Raw genomic sequence first — 16,676 nt, 5'->3', positions numbered from 1 at the left:
CCTGCGCCGCCCCCCTGCGCCGCCCCTCTGCGCCGCCCCTCTGCGCCTCCGCACCGCGGCCGCGGACCCGGGGACGGGAGATGCGGGGCGGCTCACCAGGACGACTTGGTGACCCGGGCGGCAGCCCGGCGTGCGCGAGCTCGCGGAGCGTCACGCGGGAGACGCCGAACTTCCCGAGGTATCCCCGGAGCCGGACGTGCCGGTTCTCCGAAGGCAGCCGGTACCGGCGGACCTGCACGTCGGGATCGCAGCGGCGCGGGCTGCGCCGGTGCGGGTGCGGGACCCACGGCCGAACCCGGGCTCGAGGCCGGTCAGCTGACATCTGCGGGACACGCGCTCACCCCCGCCCCGCGTGCGGGTACGGCAAGCAGGGCCATCTCCCGCGCGTTGCCGATCGCCACGGCGACCTGACGCTGCTGCTGCGGCGGCAGGCCGCTTCGCCGGTGCCGCGTCGATGGCGATCTCGCACCTCGCGTTGCGCGCCCCGATCTTCCCGCGGTCCGAGACGAAGGTCCGCAACGACGCGGTGTCCTCACGGTCGACCTCGGGGAGCCCCGGCGTGCAGTGGGCGGCTTCTTCCTCGGGGCCCGCACGGACGGGCCGTCAGCGCTCCTCGCGGAACTCGACGTGCCGGCGGACCGCCGGGTCGTACTTGCGCAGCACGAGCCGGTCGGGGTCGTTGCGGCGGTTCTTGCGGGTCACGTAGGTCGTGCCCGTGCCGGCGGTCGAGCGCATCTTCACCACGGGACGCACGGCGGCGGACTTGGCAGCCACGCCACCCTCCTCTCTTACCGATAACGATTGTCACTCACGACAACACGGACCGACCCCGACCTCTTCCCGAGGAGGGCACATACCGCCGCGGCCGGCCCGACGACGTCACGGTCCGCTGCTGCGCGGCGCCTCGCCGCTGGCGACCGACTGCGGGGTTCGGCTCCTCGTTCCCTCCGGGCGCCGGCCCTTCCACCCCGACCGCCTGCACAAGGCGATCGACCAGCTCGGGGGCGTCGTGCGGACCCACCGCCGGATCTGGTTCGCCACCCGGCCCGGCGAGGTCCCGTAGCTGGAGTCCGCCGGCAGCGGGCTGCGCACCGTGCACGCCGGCGAGTGGCTCGCCGGGCGGGAGCCCGCGGCGGCACCCCGGGGGGTAAGGCGACCCCTCAGGCGCGGCGCGCGCCGACGGCCCGGGACGGCGTGGACGACCGATGTCCGGGGCGGCCCCTCAGGCGGAGGGTCATCGTCATGGTCTTCCTGCAGACGATGGTCGACGAGCACCGCAACGCACTCCTGGCCGAGGCCGACCGGCACCGTCTGGCCCACCTCGCCCGGGTCTGGCGCAAGGGCCGCCGCGAGCCGCCGCGTGCCCCGCGGTTCCCCGTGCCCCCGCCGGTGCCGCACGAGAAGTCCGAGGCGTCCGGGACGTCGGGGACGCCTGCGGCGGTGCCGGTCACGGGGCAGTGCCGCGCGGCGTGAGGGGGACGCCCGCGGAACTCGCACGGAATCGTCGGGGGCGCGTGCGAGCATGACGTCCGTGCCACGTCCGGGGGTGGGGATCGGGCTGATCGGTCGGGGGGCCGAGCGGTCCGTCCTCACGGCTGCGCTCGACCGGGCGCGCTCCGGGCGGGGCACGGGCGTCCTGCTGTCCGGGGACGCAGGGGTGGGCAAGTCCCGGCTGATCGCGGAGCTGTCCGCGCAGGCGCGCGACTCGGGCGCGCTGGTGCTGCTCGGGCGGTGCATCGAGACCGCCGGCGTGGAGCTGCCCTACCTGCCGTTCACCGAGATCGTCGGCCGGCTGCTCGCCGAGCACCCGGAGCTCGCCGGGCGGCACCCCGGCCTGCTGCGGCTCGTCCCCGGGGAGTCGGGCGCCGAGCGCGGCGGGCGCGAGCTCGGCCAGCTGCAGGTCTTCGAGGCGCTGCTCTCGGCCCTCGAGACGGTCTCCGGCGCCGGGGCCGGCGCGGGGCCGCCCGTGCTGCTGGTCCTCGAGGACCTGCACTGGGCGGACCGGTCGAGCCGCGACCTGCTGGTCTTCCTGCTGTCCCGGCTCGGCGCGGGGCGGCTGCTCGTCGTGGCCACCTACCGGGCGGACGACCTGCACCGCCGGCACCCGCTGCGGCCGGTGCTCGCCGAGCTGGTGCGGCTGCCCGCCGTCGAGCGGCTGGAGCTCGCGCCGCTGCCCCCGGCGGACGCGCTCGCCCTGGTCACCGCCCTCGCCGGGGACCTCGGGCTGGAGGAGCGCGAGCTGCACCGGCTCGCCCGGCGCAGCGAGGGGAACGCGTTCTTCGCCGAGGAGCTGGTGTCCGCCGCGGGAGGTGGCGGCGGGCTGCCCGAGGCGCTCACGGACGTCCTGCTGGCCCGGTTCGAGCGGCTCCCGGCACCCGCCCGGCAGGTGCTGCGGGTCGCCTCGGTGGCCGGCCGCAGCGTCGCCGACGCCACGCTGGCCGAGGTCAGCGGCCTGGGCACCGCGGAGTTCGAGGAGGCCGTCCGCGAGGCGGTCGCCCACCACGTCCTGGTGCCCGACGAGCGGGGCGACCTCGCCTTCCGGCACGCGCTGCTGCGCGAGGCGGTCTACGGCGACCTGCTGCCCGGCGAGCGTGCGCGGATCCACTCCCGCTACGCCGACCTGCTGGCCGAGCGGCTCGCCCGGCCGGCGCCGCCCGGCCGGCCGTCGCCCGTCGGCACCTCCCCCGCGGCAGCCCTCGCCCACCACGCCCTCGCCGCGCACGACCTGCCCCGCGCGCTCGCCGCGTCCGTGCGGGCGGCCCGCGAGGCGGACCGGGTGGGCGCGCCGGCCGAGGTCCTGCGGCACGCCGAGCGGGCCGTGGAGCTGTGGTCGGCCGTGCCCGGGGCGGAGGCGGTCGCCGGCGCGGACGAGATCACGGTGACCCTGTGGGCGGCCTATGCGGCGAGCGCCACCGGCGACCCCGAGCGCGGCATCGCGCTGAGCAGCCACGCCCTCGAACTGGTCGACGCCACGGCGGACCGCGGGCGCGCCGCCGAGGTCCGGGTCCGGCACGCCATCCGGCTGCTCGAGCGCACCGAGGGGACGCTGGCCGCGGCCGCCGCCGTGCGGGAGGCGATCGACCTCCTCCGGGAGGGGCCGCCCACCGCCGACCTGGCCTGGGCGCACGCCGTCCTGGCCCGCGCGCTGTGGCGGACGGACGACGTGCCGGGTGTGCGGGAGCACGGCGAGGCCGCCCTGCGGATCGCGCGGGAGGCGGCCGCGGCCCTGCGCGCGGGCACCGCCGAGCCGCACGGGGAACACGGCGACGCGGACCCGGAGACGGCGCGCGCCGAGGCGTTGCAGGACGTCGCGGCCGCCGAGGCGGACGCCCTGATCAGCCTGGCGGTCGTCGAGGAGTTCGAGGGCCGCGGCCCGCGCAGCAGGGAGCTGCTGTCCGAGGCGCTGCCGCTCGCGCGCGGGTCCGGGAACATCGGCGTGGAGCTGCGGATCTTCTACAACCGCGGGATGTCGCTGCTGGAGGAGGGCTCGGCCGCCGCGGCGGCCGCCGAGTTCGCCGCGGGCATGCGCCGGGCCACCGAGACCGGGACCACGTGGAGCGGCTACGGCATGGACATGCGGGTCGCCCGGCTGATGAGCGAGTTCATCGCGGGAGACTGGGAGGCCGCCGAGCACACCGCCCGGCTCGGCGGCGCGATGGTCGCGCCGGTCGTCGCCGGCCGGCTCGCGGCCGCGGGGCTGCTCGTCGAGGTCGCGCGCGGGCGGCTCGCGGAGGCCGAGCGGCGGTGGGCCGACCTCGACTCGCGCGAGCAGGAGGACGACCAGGTCGTCCTCCTGCTCGGCGGGGCCGGCGTCGAGGCGGCCCTCTGGCGGGGCGAACCGGCGGTGGCGCTGCGCCGGGCGGAGACCGCGCTCGCCGACCTCGACCGGCTGCTGCCGCACCACATCGCGGCGATCATGCTCGCCGCGCTCGGCCTCGCCGCCGTGCCCGAGGGCGCGCACGAGCCGGCCGAGCGGCTCCTCGGGAGCGCGGAGGAGGCGGCCGAGAAGGGCATCCCCCGGTCGGGCTCCCTCGGCGTCGAGGGGCGGGCGTGGCTGGCCCGGGCGCGCGCCGAACGGGACCGGGTGCGTGGTGAGGCGGACGCGGCGACGTGGACGGGGGTGCTCGAGGCGTTCGGCTACGGCGAGCCGTACCGGGAGGCCGAGGCCCGTGTCCGGCGCGCCGAGGCGCTGCTCGCCGCGGCGGCCCGGGCCGAGGACCGGGCGGGCGCCGCCCGGCTGCGGGAGGAGGCCGTCGCGGATCTCGACGCCGCCGTCGCCACCGCCGAACGGCTCGGTGCGGCTCCCCTGCGCGCGCGGGCCGCGGACGTGCGGGAGCGGGCGGGGTCGCGCCGCGCCCGGAGCGGCCCCGAACCCGCCGCCGAGGAGGCCGGGCCCCTCACCCCGCGGGAGGCCGCCGTCCTGGCGCTGGTGGCCGAGGGGCGCACCAACCGGCAGGTCGGCGAGGTCCTCTACATCAGCGAGAAGACGGTCAGCGTGCACCTGTCCCGGGTCATGGCGAAGCTCGGCGCCGCGGGCCGCACGGACGCGGTGGCGATCGGGTACGAACGGGGACTCATCCCTCCCCGATCTACCGTTCAGTAACTATGGTGTGCGGGGCGCCGGTCACCGCGGACCGGCAGGAGGGACCGCACGCATGTCCACTGACGCAACCACCACGGATCCGACGGCCGTCGGCCCGGGCGGGCGCCCGGACCTCTCGGACGTCGACGGGTTCTGGACCGTGCCCGTCGAGGAACGGGCCGCCGCCTTCGCCTGGCTGCGCACCAACGAGCCGATCCCCTTCTACCCCGAGCCCGCGTTCGGCTACATCGAGCCCGGGCCCGGCTTCCACGCCCTGACCCGGCTGGACGACGTCGTCGAGGCCAGCCGGACCCCGCAGGTCTTCACCTCGGGCGCGGGCTCGACCTCCGTCGTCGACCAGCCGCCGGAGTTCGCCGAGTTCTTCGGCTCGATGATCAACATGGACGATCCCCGGCACGCCCGGCTCCGCCGGATCGTCTCGCGCGGGTTCACCCCGCGCCGGCTCGCCCAGCTCACCGAGGACGTCCAGCGCGCGGCGACCCGGATCGTCGACGACGTGATCGACCGCGGCGAGTGCGACGCGGTCACCGACATCTCCGCCCGGCTGCCGCTGAAGATCGTCTGCGACATGATGGGCATCCCCGAGAGCCAGCACGGCTTCGTGTTCGACCGCACCAACGTGATCCTCGGGGCGCAGGACCCCGAGTACGTGCCGGAGGGCACGGACGTCGTCACGGCCCTGCTCACCGCCGGCGGCGAGCTCGCGGCCCTGATGAAGGAGCTGGGCGCGGCGCGGGAGCAGAACCCGACGGACGACGTCACCTCGGCGCTGGTCAACGCGGAGATCGACGGTGAGCGGCTCACCCCGGACGAGCTCGCCAGCTTCTTCGTCCTGCTGGTGGTCGCCGGCAACGAGACCACCCGCAACGCGATCAGCTGGGGCCTGAAGTTCCTCACGGACAACCCGGACCAGCGGGCCGCCTGGCTCGCGGACCTCGACGGCGTCACGCCCACGGCGATCGACGAGATCGTCCGGCTCGCCTCCCCGGTGATCTACATGCGGCGCACGCTCGCCCGGGACGCGGTGCTGGGCGGCAAGGAGCTCACCGCGGGCGACAAGGTGGCGCTCTTCTACTGGGCCGCGAACCGGGACCCCGCGCACTTCCCCGACCCGGACCGCTTCGACGTCCGGCGCTCGCCGAACCCGCACGTGGGCTTCGGCGGCCCCGGCCCGCACTTCTGCCTGGGCGCGCACCTGGCCCGCCGCGAGATGGCGGTGATGTTCCGCGAGCTGCTCACCCGCGTCCCGGACATCCACGTCACCGGGGAGCCGCAGCGGCTGCGCTCCATGTTCATCAACGGCATCAAGCACCTGCCCGTCGCCTTCGCCGCCGGAGGAGCCCGGTGATCTACCCCGAGGTGCCCGTCGGCGCGGTCCTCACCGGGTCCGCCCGCCGGTACGGCGACCGCGTGGCCGTGCACTACTACGGCCGCGACCTGACCTACGCCCAGCTGCTCGCGCGGGCCTCGGCCTTCGCCCACGCGTTGCGCGAGCAGGGGATCGGCCGGGGCGACGTCGTCGCGATCCACCTGCCGAACTGCCCGCAGTACGCGATCGCGTACTACGGCATCCAGCTCGCCGGGGCGACCTTCACCCCGGCCAATCCGCTGCTGCCGCCCGCGGACCTCGCGGCCCAGCTCGCCGACGCGGGCGCGGTCGCGCTGGTGAGCTGGGAGGCCGCCTACCCGGCCTTCGCCGCGGTGCGCGACCAGACGCGGGTCAAGTTCGCGCTGGTCACGAACCGGGAGCAGGCCGTCGACCCCACCGTGCGGCTCACCCCGCAGGGCGCGACGGACTTCGAGGAGTTCCACGCGCAGGCGCCCACGGAGCCGCCGGTCGTCGAGATCGACGTCCACCGCGACCTCGCCCACCTCGCCTACACTGGCGGCACCACCGGGCGATCGAAGGGCGTGCAGCTGCCGCACCGCAACGTGGTGGTCAACGTCCTGCAGTACGCCTGTGCGGGTTCGGGTGCCCGGCCGGAGCTCGACGGGCACGGCGGCCTCGTGCTCGCGGACCAGGGCCCGCCCGAGGACTTCCCGGTGCGCTTCGGCACCGCGGCGGTCGTCAACATCACGCCCTGGTTCCACGCGATGGGCACCGTCGGCGGGCTCAACATCCCGCTGCTCTCGGGCACCACCAGCGTGCTGCACGAGCGGTTCGACCCGGCCACCTACCTGGCGGACGTCGAGCGGTTCCGGGCGACGTCGATGGGCGGCGCCCCGCCGCTGTTCGCCGCGCTGCTGCGGCACCCGGACTTCGCCACGCGGGACCTCTCCTCGGTCCGCGCGCTCAGCTCGGGCGCCGCACCGCTGCCGGTCGAGCTGATCGAGGCGTTGCAGCGCCGGCTCGGCGAGGAGCTCGTCATCGTCGAGGGCTACGGGCTCACCGAGGTCACGATGGGCGCGACGCAGAACCCGAGCGCGCGCTCCGCGGTCCGCAAGGCCGGGACCGTCGGCCCACCCGTCGCCGACACCGAGATCCGGATCGTCGACGACGAGGGCACCCCGGTGCCGACCGGCACCGAGGGCGAGGTGTGCATCCGCGGCCCGCAGGTCATGATCGGTTACAAGGACCGGCCGGAGGAGACCGCCGCGGCGCTGCGGGACGGCTGGCTGCACACCGGCGACGTCGGCGTGCTCGACGAGGACGGGTACCTGCGGATCGTCGACCGCAAGAAGGACATGCTGCTCTACAAGGGCTACAACGTGTACCCGCGGGAGCTGGAGGAGCTGCTGTTCCGGCAGCCCGGCGTGGTCGGCGCGGCGGTCGTCGGCCGGCCGGACGTGAACGTCGGCGAGCTGCCGGTGGCGTTCGTGGTGGCGCCGGGCCGCACCGAGGCCGAGGCCGTGGAGCTCATGGAGGCGGTGAACGCGCAGGTCCTGCCGTACAAGCGGCTGCGCGAGATCCGGCTGGTCGACGAGATCCCGGTCTCCGCCGCGGGCAAGGTGCTCAAGCGGGAGCTGCGGGAGCGGCTGTAGGGGGTCGTGCCGGCCGACCGGCTGCGGCCGGTCGGCCCAGCTCCCGCTGAGTGCGTGTGGTCGGGCGCGATGGACCCGATCGGGTGAGGCAGGCGGGTGGCGTTAACGGAGGTGTACGACGTCACGATGAACCGGGCGTGACCGTGCTCCCTGCCGCCCCGGCCCGTCACCCCGTACCGGCACCGCGCGCAGCCGGTCGGGAGGCGCCCACGGTCGCCCTTCCGACGGTTCCGCAGCCGCGCACCCCACGGCACGGTGGGGCGTCGGAACGCCGAGCGCAGCCTGGCCGTTCGCGCGTCCCCGGTGGGCACCGGGCACAGCCCGGAGCGCACGACAGGCCCCGCGTTCCCGCGGCGCCCGTGCCGGCGGAGCGGCTGCTGCGACCGGTCCCGACGCACCCTGTCCGGCGGGCGCGCCGGGTCTCCCCGGCCGTGCACGGCGCCGCCGCGGCGGCCTACACGGCGGCCGCCCGGGCGGGCAGCCTGGCGACGCTCGCCGCGATGCTGGTGCTGGGTGGTGCCGTGGCCGCGTCGGCCGACGGCACGGTGCCGAGCGGCCCGGCCGCGACCACGGCGACGACCCTGCAGGATCCCGCCGCAGCGCCGGCGGAGTAGACCTGCCGAGCCGAACCGGGAGGGTCAGGCCGCGACGCCGTCCTGGTTGAGCGGGGTCTTCAGCACGTGGTCGACCAGCCGCATGACGAGCTGGCCGCCGCCGAGCCGGTACCCGAACTCCTCCCAGGTGAGGAGCTCGCGGGAGAGCACCTCACCGACGGGGCCGGGGTACAGCCGGGTGACCCGGAACGCGGCCGCGCGCAGCCGCATCTTCTCGTGATGGTCCATGGGGACGGGACTCATTCCACTCACCTCCGTGGAGGAAGGACGTGCGGGCCGGGCGCGCGCTCAGCGCTGAGTCGCCATCCGTGGTGTTCCATCGTGACCCACCCCGTTGACCGGCGAGTGTCATCGTACCCGAAGAGTGACGAGAGTCTCACTGAGAGCGTACGAACTGTCAGGACGCGACTACCCCACGAGTACATGATCACTCTCTGGGTGATCCATGCCACACCGATGGCGGTACCGCGGGCCCTACGGTCGGCGTCATGAGCACCCGCACGACCGACGTCCTGTGGCGCGACGTCGAGGGCGTCTACGCCGCGATCCTCGCCCACCCGTTCGTCACCGGCCTGACGGACGGCACGCTGCCGCACTCGGCCTTCCGGCACTACATCGTCCAGGACGCCCACTACCTGCGCGGTTACGCCCGCGCGCTCGCCCTCTGTGCCGCCAAGGCCCCGGACGAGGACGACCTCGCCATGTTCTGCGCGCACGCGGGGGGCGCGATCGCCGCCGAGCAGGAGCTGCACGCCGAGCTGCTCGGGAAGCTGGACCTCACCGCCGAGCAGGCGATGGCGCTGCCGGTCGCCCCGGCCACCCAGGCCTACGTGAGCTACCTGCTCGCGACGGCGTACTCGGGTTCCTACGCGGAGGCGGTCGCCGCGGTGCTCCCCTGCTACTGGATCTACGCCAAGGTCGGTGAGCACCTGGTCGAGGCCGGCTCCCCCGACCCGCTCTACGCCCGCTGGATCGGCACGTACGGCGGCGCGGAGTTCCAGGCCGTCGTCGACGCCGCGCTGGCCGCGACCGACCGGATCGGCGGATCGGTCTCCGAGACCGAGCTCGCCCGGATGCGGGCGCACTTCACCACGACCAGCCGCTACGAGTGGATGTTCTGGGAGGGCGGCTACCGCGAGGAGACCTGGCCCGTCTGACCCCGCCGCGCGTGATGGGTGGTGCCGGGGCACCACCTCCCGCGCACGAACGCCTCAGCGCTGGTCGAAGCGGTCCGGGATCAGCAGGTGCAGGACGAAGCCGACGATCGCGACGACGATCGCGCCCCAGAAGCCCGGCCAGAAGCCGTCGACCACGAAGGGCAGCCCGATCCGCGAGGCGAACGTGCCGACCAACCAGAACAGCAGGGCGTTGACGACCAGCCCGAACAGCCCGAGCGTGAGGATGTAGAGCGGGCAGCTCAGGATCTTGATCACGGGCTTGAGGAAGGCGTTGACCAGGCCGAAGAGCAGCGCCACCACGACCAGGGTGCCCACCCGGGCGCCGGTCGTGGTGCCGCCGAGCTCGATGCCGTCGACCAGCCAGGTCGCGACCCACAGCGCGATCGCGACGACGACCACCCGGATGACGAACGCGAGGACCCAGGAGCCCTCGCGCTCGTCCACCCAGCTCACGAGCCCTCCTTGCCGGCGCTCCTCGGCCCCGTTCGCGGCGCTGCGGTGTCGGCCGGAGAGCGCGCAGGCTCGCTCACGAGACCACCGCCTGGGACACGAGCACCCGCAGCTGCGGGCGGATCGGGTAGGTGCTCGACGGCATCAGCTGTGTCATGAACACCACGCTCAGCTCCTCGACGGGGTCGACGTAGAAGGCGGTGCTGGCCAGCCCGCCCCAGCCGTACTCGCCGAGCCCCTGCAGCTGCTTGCCCGCCGCGGGGTCGACGACGACCGAGAACCCCAGCCCGAAGCCCGTGCCCTGGTAGGTGGACTCCGCGAAGATCGGACGGCCGATGGTCTCCAGGTCGGCGCCGCCCGGCAGATGGTTACGCGTGGCGTAGGCGAGGGTGCGCGGACCGAGCAGGCGTACCCCGTCGAGCTCGCCGCCGCGGGCGAGCATCTGGGTGAAGCGGTGGTAGTCGTACAGCGTCGAGGCGAGCCCGCCGCCGCCGGAGAGGAAGGTCGGCTCCCGGGTGATGGCCTCGGCCATCGCGCCGCTGCGGACCAGCCCGCCGCCGGGCTTGGGCACGTACAGCGTGGCCAGCCGCTCGAGGTCCTCCTCGCCGGAGACGTGGAAGCCCGTGTCGGTCATGCCGAGCGGCTCGAAGATCCGCTCGCGGAAGAAGGCCGCGAGCGACATGCCCGAGGCGACCTCGACGACCCGGCCCAGCACGTCCGTCGAGACGCCGTAGTTCCACTCGGTGCCCGGCTGGAACAGCAGCGGCAGGCTCGCCCAGGTGTCGCAGGCGGTGGCGAGGTCGTGCCCGCGCGGCGGGCCGAACTCGTGGCCCTTGCCGCGGTACATCTCGTCGACCGGGTGCGCGTGGTGGAAGCCGTAGGTGAGGCCGGACGTGTGGGTGAGCAGGTGCCACACCCGGACCGGCTCGACGACGGGCTCGGTGCCCGGGTTGAGCGCGGAGCCCGACCGGTAGACCCGGGTGTCGGCGAAGGACGGGATGTACCGCGAGACCGGGTCGGTGAGCTCGAGCGCGCCCTCCTCCCACAGCATCAGCGCGGCGACGGAGGTGATCGGCTTGGTCATCGAGTAGATGCGCCAGAGGGTGTCGTCGGTGACCGGGAGCCCGGCGTCGACGTCCCGCTGCCCGTGGTGCGCGACGTACGCGACCTTGCCGCGGCGCGCGACGGCGACCGACCAGCCGGCGAGCTTGCCGGAGTCGACGTACTTCGCGAAGTGGGTCCCGATCCGGTCCAGCCGCTGTGCGTCGAGCCCGACCTCGCCCGGCTCGACCTCGGTCTTCAGAGCGCTCACGATCTCGACACTACCCACGATCACCGGGCGGGTGTGAGCACCGCGCGGCCGAGCCAGCGGCAGGCCATCAGGGCCAGCTCGAGATCGATCCGGCCCTCGGTGAGTGGCCGGCCGCGCTCCTGCTCGGCGCGGCCCACCCGGTAGCGCACCGAGTTCTTGTGCATGGTCAGCTGCTCCGCCGCAGTGGTGTAGCTGCCGCCCGCGGCGAGGAACACGCGCAGCGTCTCGCGCAGCCGGGCGCGCTGCGGGTCGTCCGCGGCGAGGCCGCCCAGGGTGTCGGCCACCCAGGTGCGCGCGGCGTCGAGATCGGCGCAGAGCAGCGCGACCGCGCCGACGTCGGCGAAGGTCGTCAGCGTCCGGGCGTCCGCGCCGGCGGCGAGGGCCACGGTCTGCGCGCGGACGGCCTGCCGGTGGCTCTCCCGGAACCCGGCCACGCCGCTGCCGGGCTCGCCGACGGCGATCCGCACGGCCGGCCCGCCGTCCTCGGTGAGGGCCTCCGCGGCCCGGGACACCTCGGCCACCGACGAGTCCCGGCCCAGCGGGAGCCAGGCCCAGGTCGTGGCGTGGTCGTAGGCCACGCTGAGCGGGCGGCCGCGGCAGCCGGTCCGCTCGGCCAGCGTCCCGACGAGCCGGGCGACGGCCGCGCCCTCCCCCTCGCCGGACCAGGCGACGAGCGCGAGGTGCCGCCCGCGCAGCCCGTAGCCCAGGGTGGTCTCCAGCGCGTCGAGATCGGCGGGGCCGTCGCCGTCGAGCAGGGCCCGGACCCGGCCCGCCCGCAGCGTGTCCCGGTTGGCGAGCCAGCGCTCGCGCTCCTCCTCGTAGACCTCGGCGACCTGCTGGCAGATCCAGTCCACGTAGCCGAAGGTGTCGCCGACCATCCGCCGCGCGACGCCGAGTGCCACCACCGGGTCCTCCCGGCGCCGGTCGAGCTCGGCGAACATCCAGCGCAGCAGCCGGTCGTGACCCACCCGGTAGGCGCGCAGCAGCGCGTTGACCGGGACCCCGCGCTGGGCGAGCCGGCGCGCGTACTCGAACGCGGCCGACGGCGGTTCCACCCGCTCGGCCGGGATCTCGTGCGCGAGCATGTGCAGGATCGTCTCGACGTTGCCCTCGATCGAGGCGCCGAGCAGCTCGACGATCCGCGGGTCGCCGTCGAGCTCGGCGATCTCGGTGGCCATCAGCTGGCGCAGGTCGAGCGCGATCTCGACGACGCGGCGGCCCAGGGCCACGGCGATCGCCCGCACGCAGCCGCCCACCTGGGCGAGCCCGGCGGGGGAGACGTCCGTCGACGGTGGCGGCACGCCCCCACAGTACGTTCTGCCGAACGTTCGGCAAGTGCCCGCGGGGACGAGCCCGGCCGGGCGGCGCCGGCGCCGTTGCCGGCGACGCGCCCGGCCGGGGGTTCCGCGGCCCCGCTCTCGGAGGTGGTCGGGGTCAGGAGCCCGCCTTCTTCACGGCGTCGGCGATCTCGTCGATGATCACCGCGCCGGACGGGGTGGCGCCGAGGGTCCAGAGGAAGTCGTGCAGCATGCCGTCGAAGCGCTTGAGCGTCACGGGCACGCCGGCCGCCTCGAGCTTGCGGGCGTAGTTCTCGCCCTCGTCGCGCAGCGGGTCGTACTCGGAGGTCGCGACGTAGGCCGGCGGCAGGCCCGAGACGTCCTCGCGGCGGCCGGGGCAGAGGTACTCGCCGTCGTCCGCCTGGGCGCCGAGGTAGTGCGCCCAGAACCACTCCATCGCGCCGCGGGTCAGCAGGTAGCCGTCGGCGTTCTCCTCGTAGGAGGGCGTCGAGAAGTCGAAGTCCGTCACCGGGTAGAGCAGCAGCTGCGCCGCGATCGCGGGCCCGCCGCGGTCCTTCGCCGCCTGGGCCACGGCGGCGGCCAGGTGCCCGCCCGCCGAGTCGCCGGCCACGATCAGCCGGTCCGGGTCGGCGCCCAGGTCGGCGGCGTTCCGCGCGGCCCACTCGGTGGCCGCGTAGCAGTCGTCGAACGCGGCGGGGGCGACGTGCTCGGGCGCCAGCCGGTAGTCGACGGACACGATCACCGCACCGCTGCGGTTGGCGATGCTGCGCAGCGGGCGGTCCACGATCTCGAGGTCGCCGATCACCCAGCCGCCGCCGTGGAAGTACACGACCAGCGGCTTCGGGCCGTCCCCGTCGGGGGTGTAGATCCGCACCGGGATCCGGCCGCCGGGCCCGTCGATGCGCCGCTCGTCGACCGCGATCGGCTCCGGCTCGCCCTGCAGGTCGAGGAAGCCCTTGGCCGCGGCACGGGCCATCGGCACCGTCATCTGCGGGAACGGCGGCATGCCTTGCTCGGCGAGGGCGTCGAGCAGGGTCTGGGCTTCGGGGTGGACGGGCAACGCTGCCTCCTGGGTCCGACGCGGACGGGCGGGGATGTCCCCTGCACCGTGACATCGGTCATGCGGTCGACCTTCGTGCCCGGGGTACGAAACCCACCGCCGTCTTCGTCTCCCCGGCACGTCGATACGCCTGCTTCAGTCGGGGCGGCGGTCTCCGCGGCGGCCGAGGCGGGCCCGGTAGGCCGCCAGCACCTCGCGGGTCTCCTCCGCGGCGAAGACCCCCGCGAACTCGGCGACGCTCCGGTCGGCGCCCTCGGCGAGGCCGGTGTTCTGCCACGTCTCGAACAGCCGCTTCTGGGCCGCGAGCACCGTGCGGGTGTGGCCCGTGACCTTGCCGAGCAGCGCGGCCACGGCGTCGCCGAGCTCGCCCGGCTCGACGACGGCGTTGCACAGGGGGCCGAGCCGGTCGACCGGGTAGAGATCGCCGGTCAGCACGATCTCCTTGGCCAGCGCCAGCCCGACGTGCTGCTGCAGCAGCGCCGCGTCCACCACCGAGGGGATGCCGAGCCTGACCTCGGGCAGCCCGAAGGAGGCCCGGGTGGTCACCACGCGCAGGTCGGCGGCGAGCGCCAGCTCGAAGGCCGCGCCGATGCACGGGCCGTCGACGGCCACCAGTACCGGCACCGGCGCCGTCCGCACGGACCGCAGCAGGTCCCGCAGCCGCGCGAGGAAGGCCTCCGCCTCGGCCACCGACCCGAGCGCCAGGAACTCGTCGACGTGCATGCCGGCCGAGAACACGGGACCGGCGGCGTCGACGACCACGGCACGGGTGTCCGCGCCGAGGTCGAAGGCGGCGTGCAGGTCCCGGAGGTCGCCGGCGGTCAGGGCGTTGCGCGCCTCGGGCCGGTCGAGGGTGACCCGGCGCACCGGGCCGTCGTCGGTGACGTTCACCCGGACATCCTGACCGGCGCGCACGGGCCGGGTGATGATGAGGTCCATGGGGGACCTCCGCGACGACCTGCCGGGCGGCGGCCTGCAGGGCGACCTCGAGGTCCTGCACGCCCTGTTCCGCCGCCGCGACTCGGGCAGCCGGCCGGGCGCGCGGACGGACGGCCACCGCATCGCCCTGGTCGTCGGCGGCGGCGGGATGCGCGGGGCGTACGCGGGCGGGATGGTCTGGGCGCTGGAGCAGGCGGGCCTGGCCCCGGCCTTCGACGTCGCCTACGGAAGCTCGGCCGGCGCGTTCGTCGCGACCGCGCTGCTGCTCGGGCACGGCTACGAAGCCTCCCGGATCTTCCCCGACGACATGGCCACCCGGGCGTTCGTCGACGCCCGGCGGCTGCGCACCCGGCGGCCGATGGTCTCGCTCGACCACCTGATCGACGAGATCCTGGTGCACAGCAAGCCCACGGACTGGGAGGCCCTGCGGGACAGCCCCGCCCCGCTGAAGGTGCTGGTCACGGACGCCGACGACCTGACCCCGCACGCCCTCGGCGGGCTCCCGACCGCGCAGGACTGGCGGCTGGCCATGCGCGCGACCGCGGCCATCCCCCTCCTCACCGGGCCGCCGGTCGAGCTGCACGGGCGGCGCTGGATCGACGGCTCGATCGGCGACCCCCTGCCGGTGGCACGGGCCCTGCGCGACGGCGCCACGCACGTCCTGGTCCTGCTCACCCGGACCGTCCCCGAGCTCCGGCGCTCCGACCCGACCGGCCGCACCCCGTGGTGGGCACGCTCGATCGACCGGATCGCGCCCGGGCTGGGCGCGATGACCCAGGACGTCCGGCGGCACGCCGACAGCCTCGACCTGCTCGCCGACGCCGCCCACCCCGGCCGGTCCGGCAGCCACCTCTTCGCGCTCTCCCCCGAGCGCTCCGCCGGCATCCGCGGGCTGACGATCGACGTCCCGCGCGTCGAGCTCGCCTCGCGGCTCGGCCACGACGCCGCCGCGGCCGTGCTGCGGACGGTCGACCCCGGGCTCGTCCTCTCCCACCAGCCGGGCGACGGCGAGCGCGCGGGCACCGATGAGTTCCTCGGAGCAACCCGGTCCACCCCTCGACGGGCCGGGAGCGACCGGCCTGCGTGAGCCGTGGGTGGGAGGCGCAGCATGGACGGCACAGCCGGTCCGGCCCTCCCCGGGCGCCGCTTCGGCCGGCGGCGTATCGAGATCGCGCCGGGGGACTCGCGCCCGCACGTCGAGGAGGAGTGGCGCGGGGTGCTCGTCGTCCTCGAGGCCGGGGAGATCGAGCTGCGCTGCCACGCCGGCGGGCGCCGGCGCTTCGCGGCGGGGTCGGTGCTCTGGTTCACCGGGCTGAACCTGCGCACGGTGCACAACCCGGGGGCGGTTCCCGCCGTGATCGTCGCGATCTCCCGGGCCGGCGGCGGTGCGGACGGCGGCGCGGGAGTCACGGGTTCGTGACGTCGCGGGACCACGCCGGACACCTGCGGGCGGGAGCATCGACGGCATGACCATCGACCTGACCGCCGCTCAGGCCGAGTCGCGGTCCGCCGCGATCGCCGACCTGCTCGGCGCCCTGGAGGAGCTCGCCGCGGCCTACCGGGGGCTGCCCGACCCCGAACGGGCCGGGAGATGCTGCGCCGACGCGGACCGGATCACCGCCGAGGTCGCGCGGCACCTGTTCACCGCGCGCACCCGGCTGGCGTCGGACTACGGACGGCGCCGGGTCTGACCGGGTCGCGCGCCCGCCCGGCGCCCGAGCGGGCCGCGGGGAAGCAGGCCCGGCCGCGGCAGACCGCGCCGGGCGGGCGGCACACCCGCCCGGTCCGCCGCTCAGCCCGGCCGGCGCGCCACCCGCTCGGCGAACGCCCGGACCCACCGCCGCTGCCAGGGTGTCTCGACGGCCCGCGGCCGGTAGTGCGCCCGGGCCCAGGCCACGGCCTCGGCCCCGGGATGCCCGGCGAGCACCGCCATGCACGCGATCACCGTGCCCGTCCGGCCGGTCCCGCCCGTGCAGCTGACCTCGACCCGCACGCCCGACCGGGCGCGCTCGTAGGCGTCCACGATCGCGGCCGTGGCGCCGTCCCGGTCGCGGGGTACGCGGAAGTCCGGCCACACGATCCAGGCCGCGGGCCAGTCCGGCTCGTCGTCGTGCCCGGGGCGGCCGAGGCAGAGGGAGAACTCGGGCAGCGGCCCCGCCGGCAGGGGGTCGCGGCGGCCCCGTCCGCGGACCGGGGTGCCGTCGGGGAGCAGGACCGCGCCGTCCAGCTGGATCATTCCG

At 75.5% G+C, this 16,676-nt stretch carries 18 protein-coding genes; 9 read left to right on the top strand and 9 right to left on the bottom strand.

Translation table 11 applies throughout. From position 1 onward, the window contains the following. Positions 1-311: 311 nt before the first annotated feature. Positions 312-536 (bottom strand): bS18 family ribosomal protein, encoded by a 225-nt coding sequence (gene rpsR, locus ACFQH9_RS31890; RefSeq protein WP_379572161.1) that lies wholly within the window; start codon positions 534-536, stop codon positions 312-314. Positions 537-603: 67 nt separating this feature from the next. Further along, complete coding sequence (gene rpmG / locus ACFQH9_RS31885) at positions 604-753, bottom strand: 50S ribosomal protein L33 (RefSeq protein ID WP_379572163.1); 150 nt, start codon at positions 751-753, stop codon at positions 604-606. Between the two features lie 489 nt (positions 754-1,242). On the opposite strand from rpmG, the gene ACFQH9_RS31880 reads away from it, so the two are divergent. The 5 genes from ACFQH9_RS31880 to ACFQH9_RS31860 all read left to right on the top strand — a co-directional run bounded on the left by ACFQH9_RS31880 (position 1,243) and on the right by ACFQH9_RS31860 (position 8,199). After that, positions 1,243-1,473, top strand: coding sequence for a hypothetical protein (locus tag ACFQH9_RS31880; protein ID WP_379572159.1), 231 nt, complete (start codon positions 1,243-1,245; stop codon positions 1,471-1,473). 49 nt (positions 1,474-1,522) lie between these two features. Then, complete coding sequence (locus ACFQH9_RS31875; RefSeq protein WP_379572157.1) at positions 1,523-4,603, top strand: helix-turn-helix transcriptional regulator; 3,081 nt, start codon at positions 1,523-1,525, stop codon at positions 4,601-4,603. Between the two features lie 52 nt (positions 4,604-4,655). Continuing rightward, positions 4,656-5,951 carry a cytochrome P450 gene (locus ACFQH9_RS31870; protein ID WP_379572155.1) on the top strand — a complete coding sequence of 432 codons (1,296 nt, stop codon included), beginning with the start codon at positions 4,656-4,658 and terminating at the stop codon, positions 5,949-5,951. After that, positions 5,948-7,585, top strand: coding sequence for a class I adenylate-forming enzyme family protein (locus tag ACFQH9_RS31865; RefSeq protein WP_379572153.1), 1,638 nt, complete (start codon positions 5,948-5,950; stop codon positions 7,583-7,585). Before ACFQH9_RS31870 ends, ACFQH9_RS31865 begins: the two co-directional genes overlap by 4 nt. A 359-nt stretch (positions 7,586-7,944) precedes the next feature. Continuing rightward, complete coding sequence (locus ACFQH9_RS31860) at positions 7,945-8,199, top strand: hypothetical protein (RefSeq protein WP_379572151.1); 255 nt, start codon at positions 7,945-7,947, stop codon at positions 8,197-8,199. Positions 8,200-8,223: 24 nt separating this feature from the next. Here the strand turns inward: ACFQH9_RS31860 and ACFQH9_RS31855 are convergent, their stop codons facing one another. Continuing rightward, positions 8,224-8,442 carry a hypothetical protein gene (locus ACFQH9_RS31855; RefSeq protein WP_037046035.1) on the bottom strand — a complete coding sequence of 73 codons (219 nt, stop codon included), beginning with the start codon at positions 8,440-8,442 and terminating at the stop codon, positions 8,224-8,226. Between the two features lie 245 nt (positions 8,443-8,687). On the opposite strand from ACFQH9_RS31855, the gene tenA reads away from it, so the two are divergent. Further along, positions 8,688-9,356, top strand: coding sequence for a thiaminase II (gene tenA / locus ACFQH9_RS31850; RefSeq protein ID WP_379572148.1), 669 nt, complete (start codon positions 8,688-8,690; stop codon positions 9,354-9,356). Positions 9,357-9,410: 54 nt separating this feature from the next. Here tenA and ACFQH9_RS31845 read toward each other — a convergent pair whose 3' ends face one another. The 5 genes from ACFQH9_RS31845 to ACFQH9_RS31825 form a co-directional block, all read right to left on the bottom strand. After that, positions 9,411-9,830 carry a phage holin family protein gene (locus ACFQH9_RS31845; protein WP_379572146.1) on the bottom strand — a complete coding sequence of 140 codons (420 nt, stop codon included), beginning with the start codon at positions 9,828-9,830 and terminating at the stop codon, positions 9,411-9,413. Between the two features lie 73 nt (positions 9,831-9,903). Beyond that, positions 9,904-11,139, bottom strand: a complete 1,236-nt coding sequence (locus ACFQH9_RS31840; RefSeq protein WP_379572144.1) for a serine hydrolase domain-containing protein — start codon at positions 11,137-11,139, stop codon at positions 9,904-9,906. A gap of 20 nt (positions 11,140-11,159) precedes the next feature. Continuing rightward, the gene (locus ACFQH9_RS31835; protein ID WP_379572142.1) at positions 11,160-12,440 is read right to left on the bottom strand and encodes a PucR family transcriptional regulator; all 1,281 of its coding nucleotides are present in this window, start codon (positions 12,438-12,440) and stop codon (positions 11,160-11,162) included. 133 nt (positions 12,441-12,573) lie between these two features. Then, complete coding sequence (locus tag ACFQH9_RS31830; RefSeq protein WP_379572140.1) at positions 12,574-13,497, bottom strand: alpha/beta hydrolase; 924 nt, start codon at positions 13,495-13,497, stop codon at positions 12,574-12,576. A gap of 135 nt (positions 13,498-13,632) precedes the next feature. Beyond that, entirely contained in the window at positions 13,633-14,436 is an 804-nt protein-coding gene (locus tag ACFQH9_RS31825) for an enoyl-CoA hydratase/isomerase family protein (protein ID WP_379572138.1), read from the bottom strand. On the opposite strand from ACFQH9_RS31825, the gene ACFQH9_RS31820 reads away from it, so the two are divergent. The 3 genes from ACFQH9_RS31820 to ACFQH9_RS31810 are packed head-to-tail and all read left to right on the top strand — an operon-like array spanning position 14,435 to position 16,127. Further along, the gene (locus ACFQH9_RS31820) at positions 14,435-15,523 is read left to right on the top strand and encodes a patatin-like phospholipase family protein (protein ID WP_379572136.1); all 1,089 of its coding nucleotides are present in this window, start codon (positions 14,435-14,437) and stop codon (positions 15,521-15,523) included. The genes ACFQH9_RS31825 and ACFQH9_RS31820 overlap by 2 nt on opposite strands. Positions 15,524-15,544: 21 nt before the next feature. Next, complete coding sequence (locus tag ACFQH9_RS31815; RefSeq protein ID WP_379572134.1) at positions 15,545-15,856, top strand: cupin domain-containing protein; 312 nt, start codon at positions 15,545-15,547, stop codon at positions 15,854-15,856. A gap of 46 nt (positions 15,857-15,902) precedes the next feature. Continuing rightward, positions 15,903-16,127, top strand: a complete 225-nt coding sequence (locus ACFQH9_RS31810) for a hypothetical protein (RefSeq protein WP_379572132.1) — start codon at positions 15,903-15,905, stop codon at positions 16,125-16,127. A 101-nt stretch (positions 16,128-16,228) separates the two neighbouring features. On the opposite strand, the gene ACFQH9_RS31805 is transcribed toward ACFQH9_RS31810, so the two are convergent. Next, complete coding sequence (locus ACFQH9_RS31805; protein WP_379572130.1) at positions 16,229-16,672, bottom strand: protein-tyrosine phosphatase family protein; 444 nt, start codon at positions 16,670-16,672, stop codon at positions 16,229-16,231. Between the last annotated feature and the right edge of the window lie 4 nt (positions 16,673-16,676).

Origin of the sequence: Pseudonocardia lutea (assembly GCF_042658055.1) — a bacterium.
Taxonomy (GTDB): Bacteria; Actinomycetota; Actinomycetes; order Mycobacteriales; family Pseudonocardiaceae; genus Pseudonocardia; species Pseudonocardia lutea.
Note: the sequence above shows the minus strand (reverse complement) of the source record. Positions and strands in the feature narration are given on the sequence as shown.

What these genes read in the sequence shown, in the direction of transcription:
- ACFQH9_RS31820 (WP_379572136.1), top strand. Translation starts at nt 14,435, where the DNA reads ATGGGGGACCTCCGCGACGACCTGCCGGGCGGCGGCCTGCAGGGCGAC.
- ACFQH9_RS31870 (WP_379572155.1), top strand. Translation starts at nt 4,656, where the DNA reads ATGTCCACTGACGCAACCACCACGGATCCGACGGCCGTCGGCCCGGGC.
- ACFQH9_RS31805 (WP_379572130.1), bottom strand. Translation starts at nt 16,672, where the DNA reads ATGATCCAGCTGGACGGCGCGGTCCTGCTCCCCGACGGCACCCCGGTC.
- ACFQH9_RS31855 (WP_037046035.1), bottom strand. Translation starts at nt 8,442, where the DNA reads ATGAGTCCCGTCCCCATGGACCATCACGAGAAGATGCGGCTGCGCGCG.
- ACFQH9_RS31880 (WP_379572159.1), top strand. Translation starts at nt 1,243, where the DNA reads ATGGTCTTCCTGCAGACGATGGTCGACGAGCACCGCAACGCACTCCTG.
- ACFQH9_RS31875 (WP_379572157.1), top strand. Translation starts at nt 1,523, where the DNA reads ATGACGTCCGTGCCACGTCCGGGGGTGGGGATCGGGCTGATCGGTCGG.
- ACFQH9_RS31810 (WP_379572132.1), top strand. Translation starts at nt 15,903, where the DNA reads ATGACCATCGACCTGACCGCCGCTCAGGCCGAGTCGCGGTCCGCCGCG.
- tenA (WP_379572148.1), top strand. Translation starts at nt 8,688, where the DNA reads ATGAGCACCCGCACGACCGACGTCCTGTGGCGCGACGTCGAGGGCGTC.
- ACFQH9_RS31815 (WP_379572134.1), top strand. Translation starts at nt 15,545, where the DNA reads ATGGACGGCACAGCCGGTCCGGCCCTCCCCGGGCGCCGCTTCGGCCGG.
- ACFQH9_RS31825 (WP_379572138.1), bottom strand. Translation starts at nt 14,436, where the DNA reads ATGGACCTCATCATCACCCGGCCCGTGCGCGCCGGTCAGGATGTCCGG.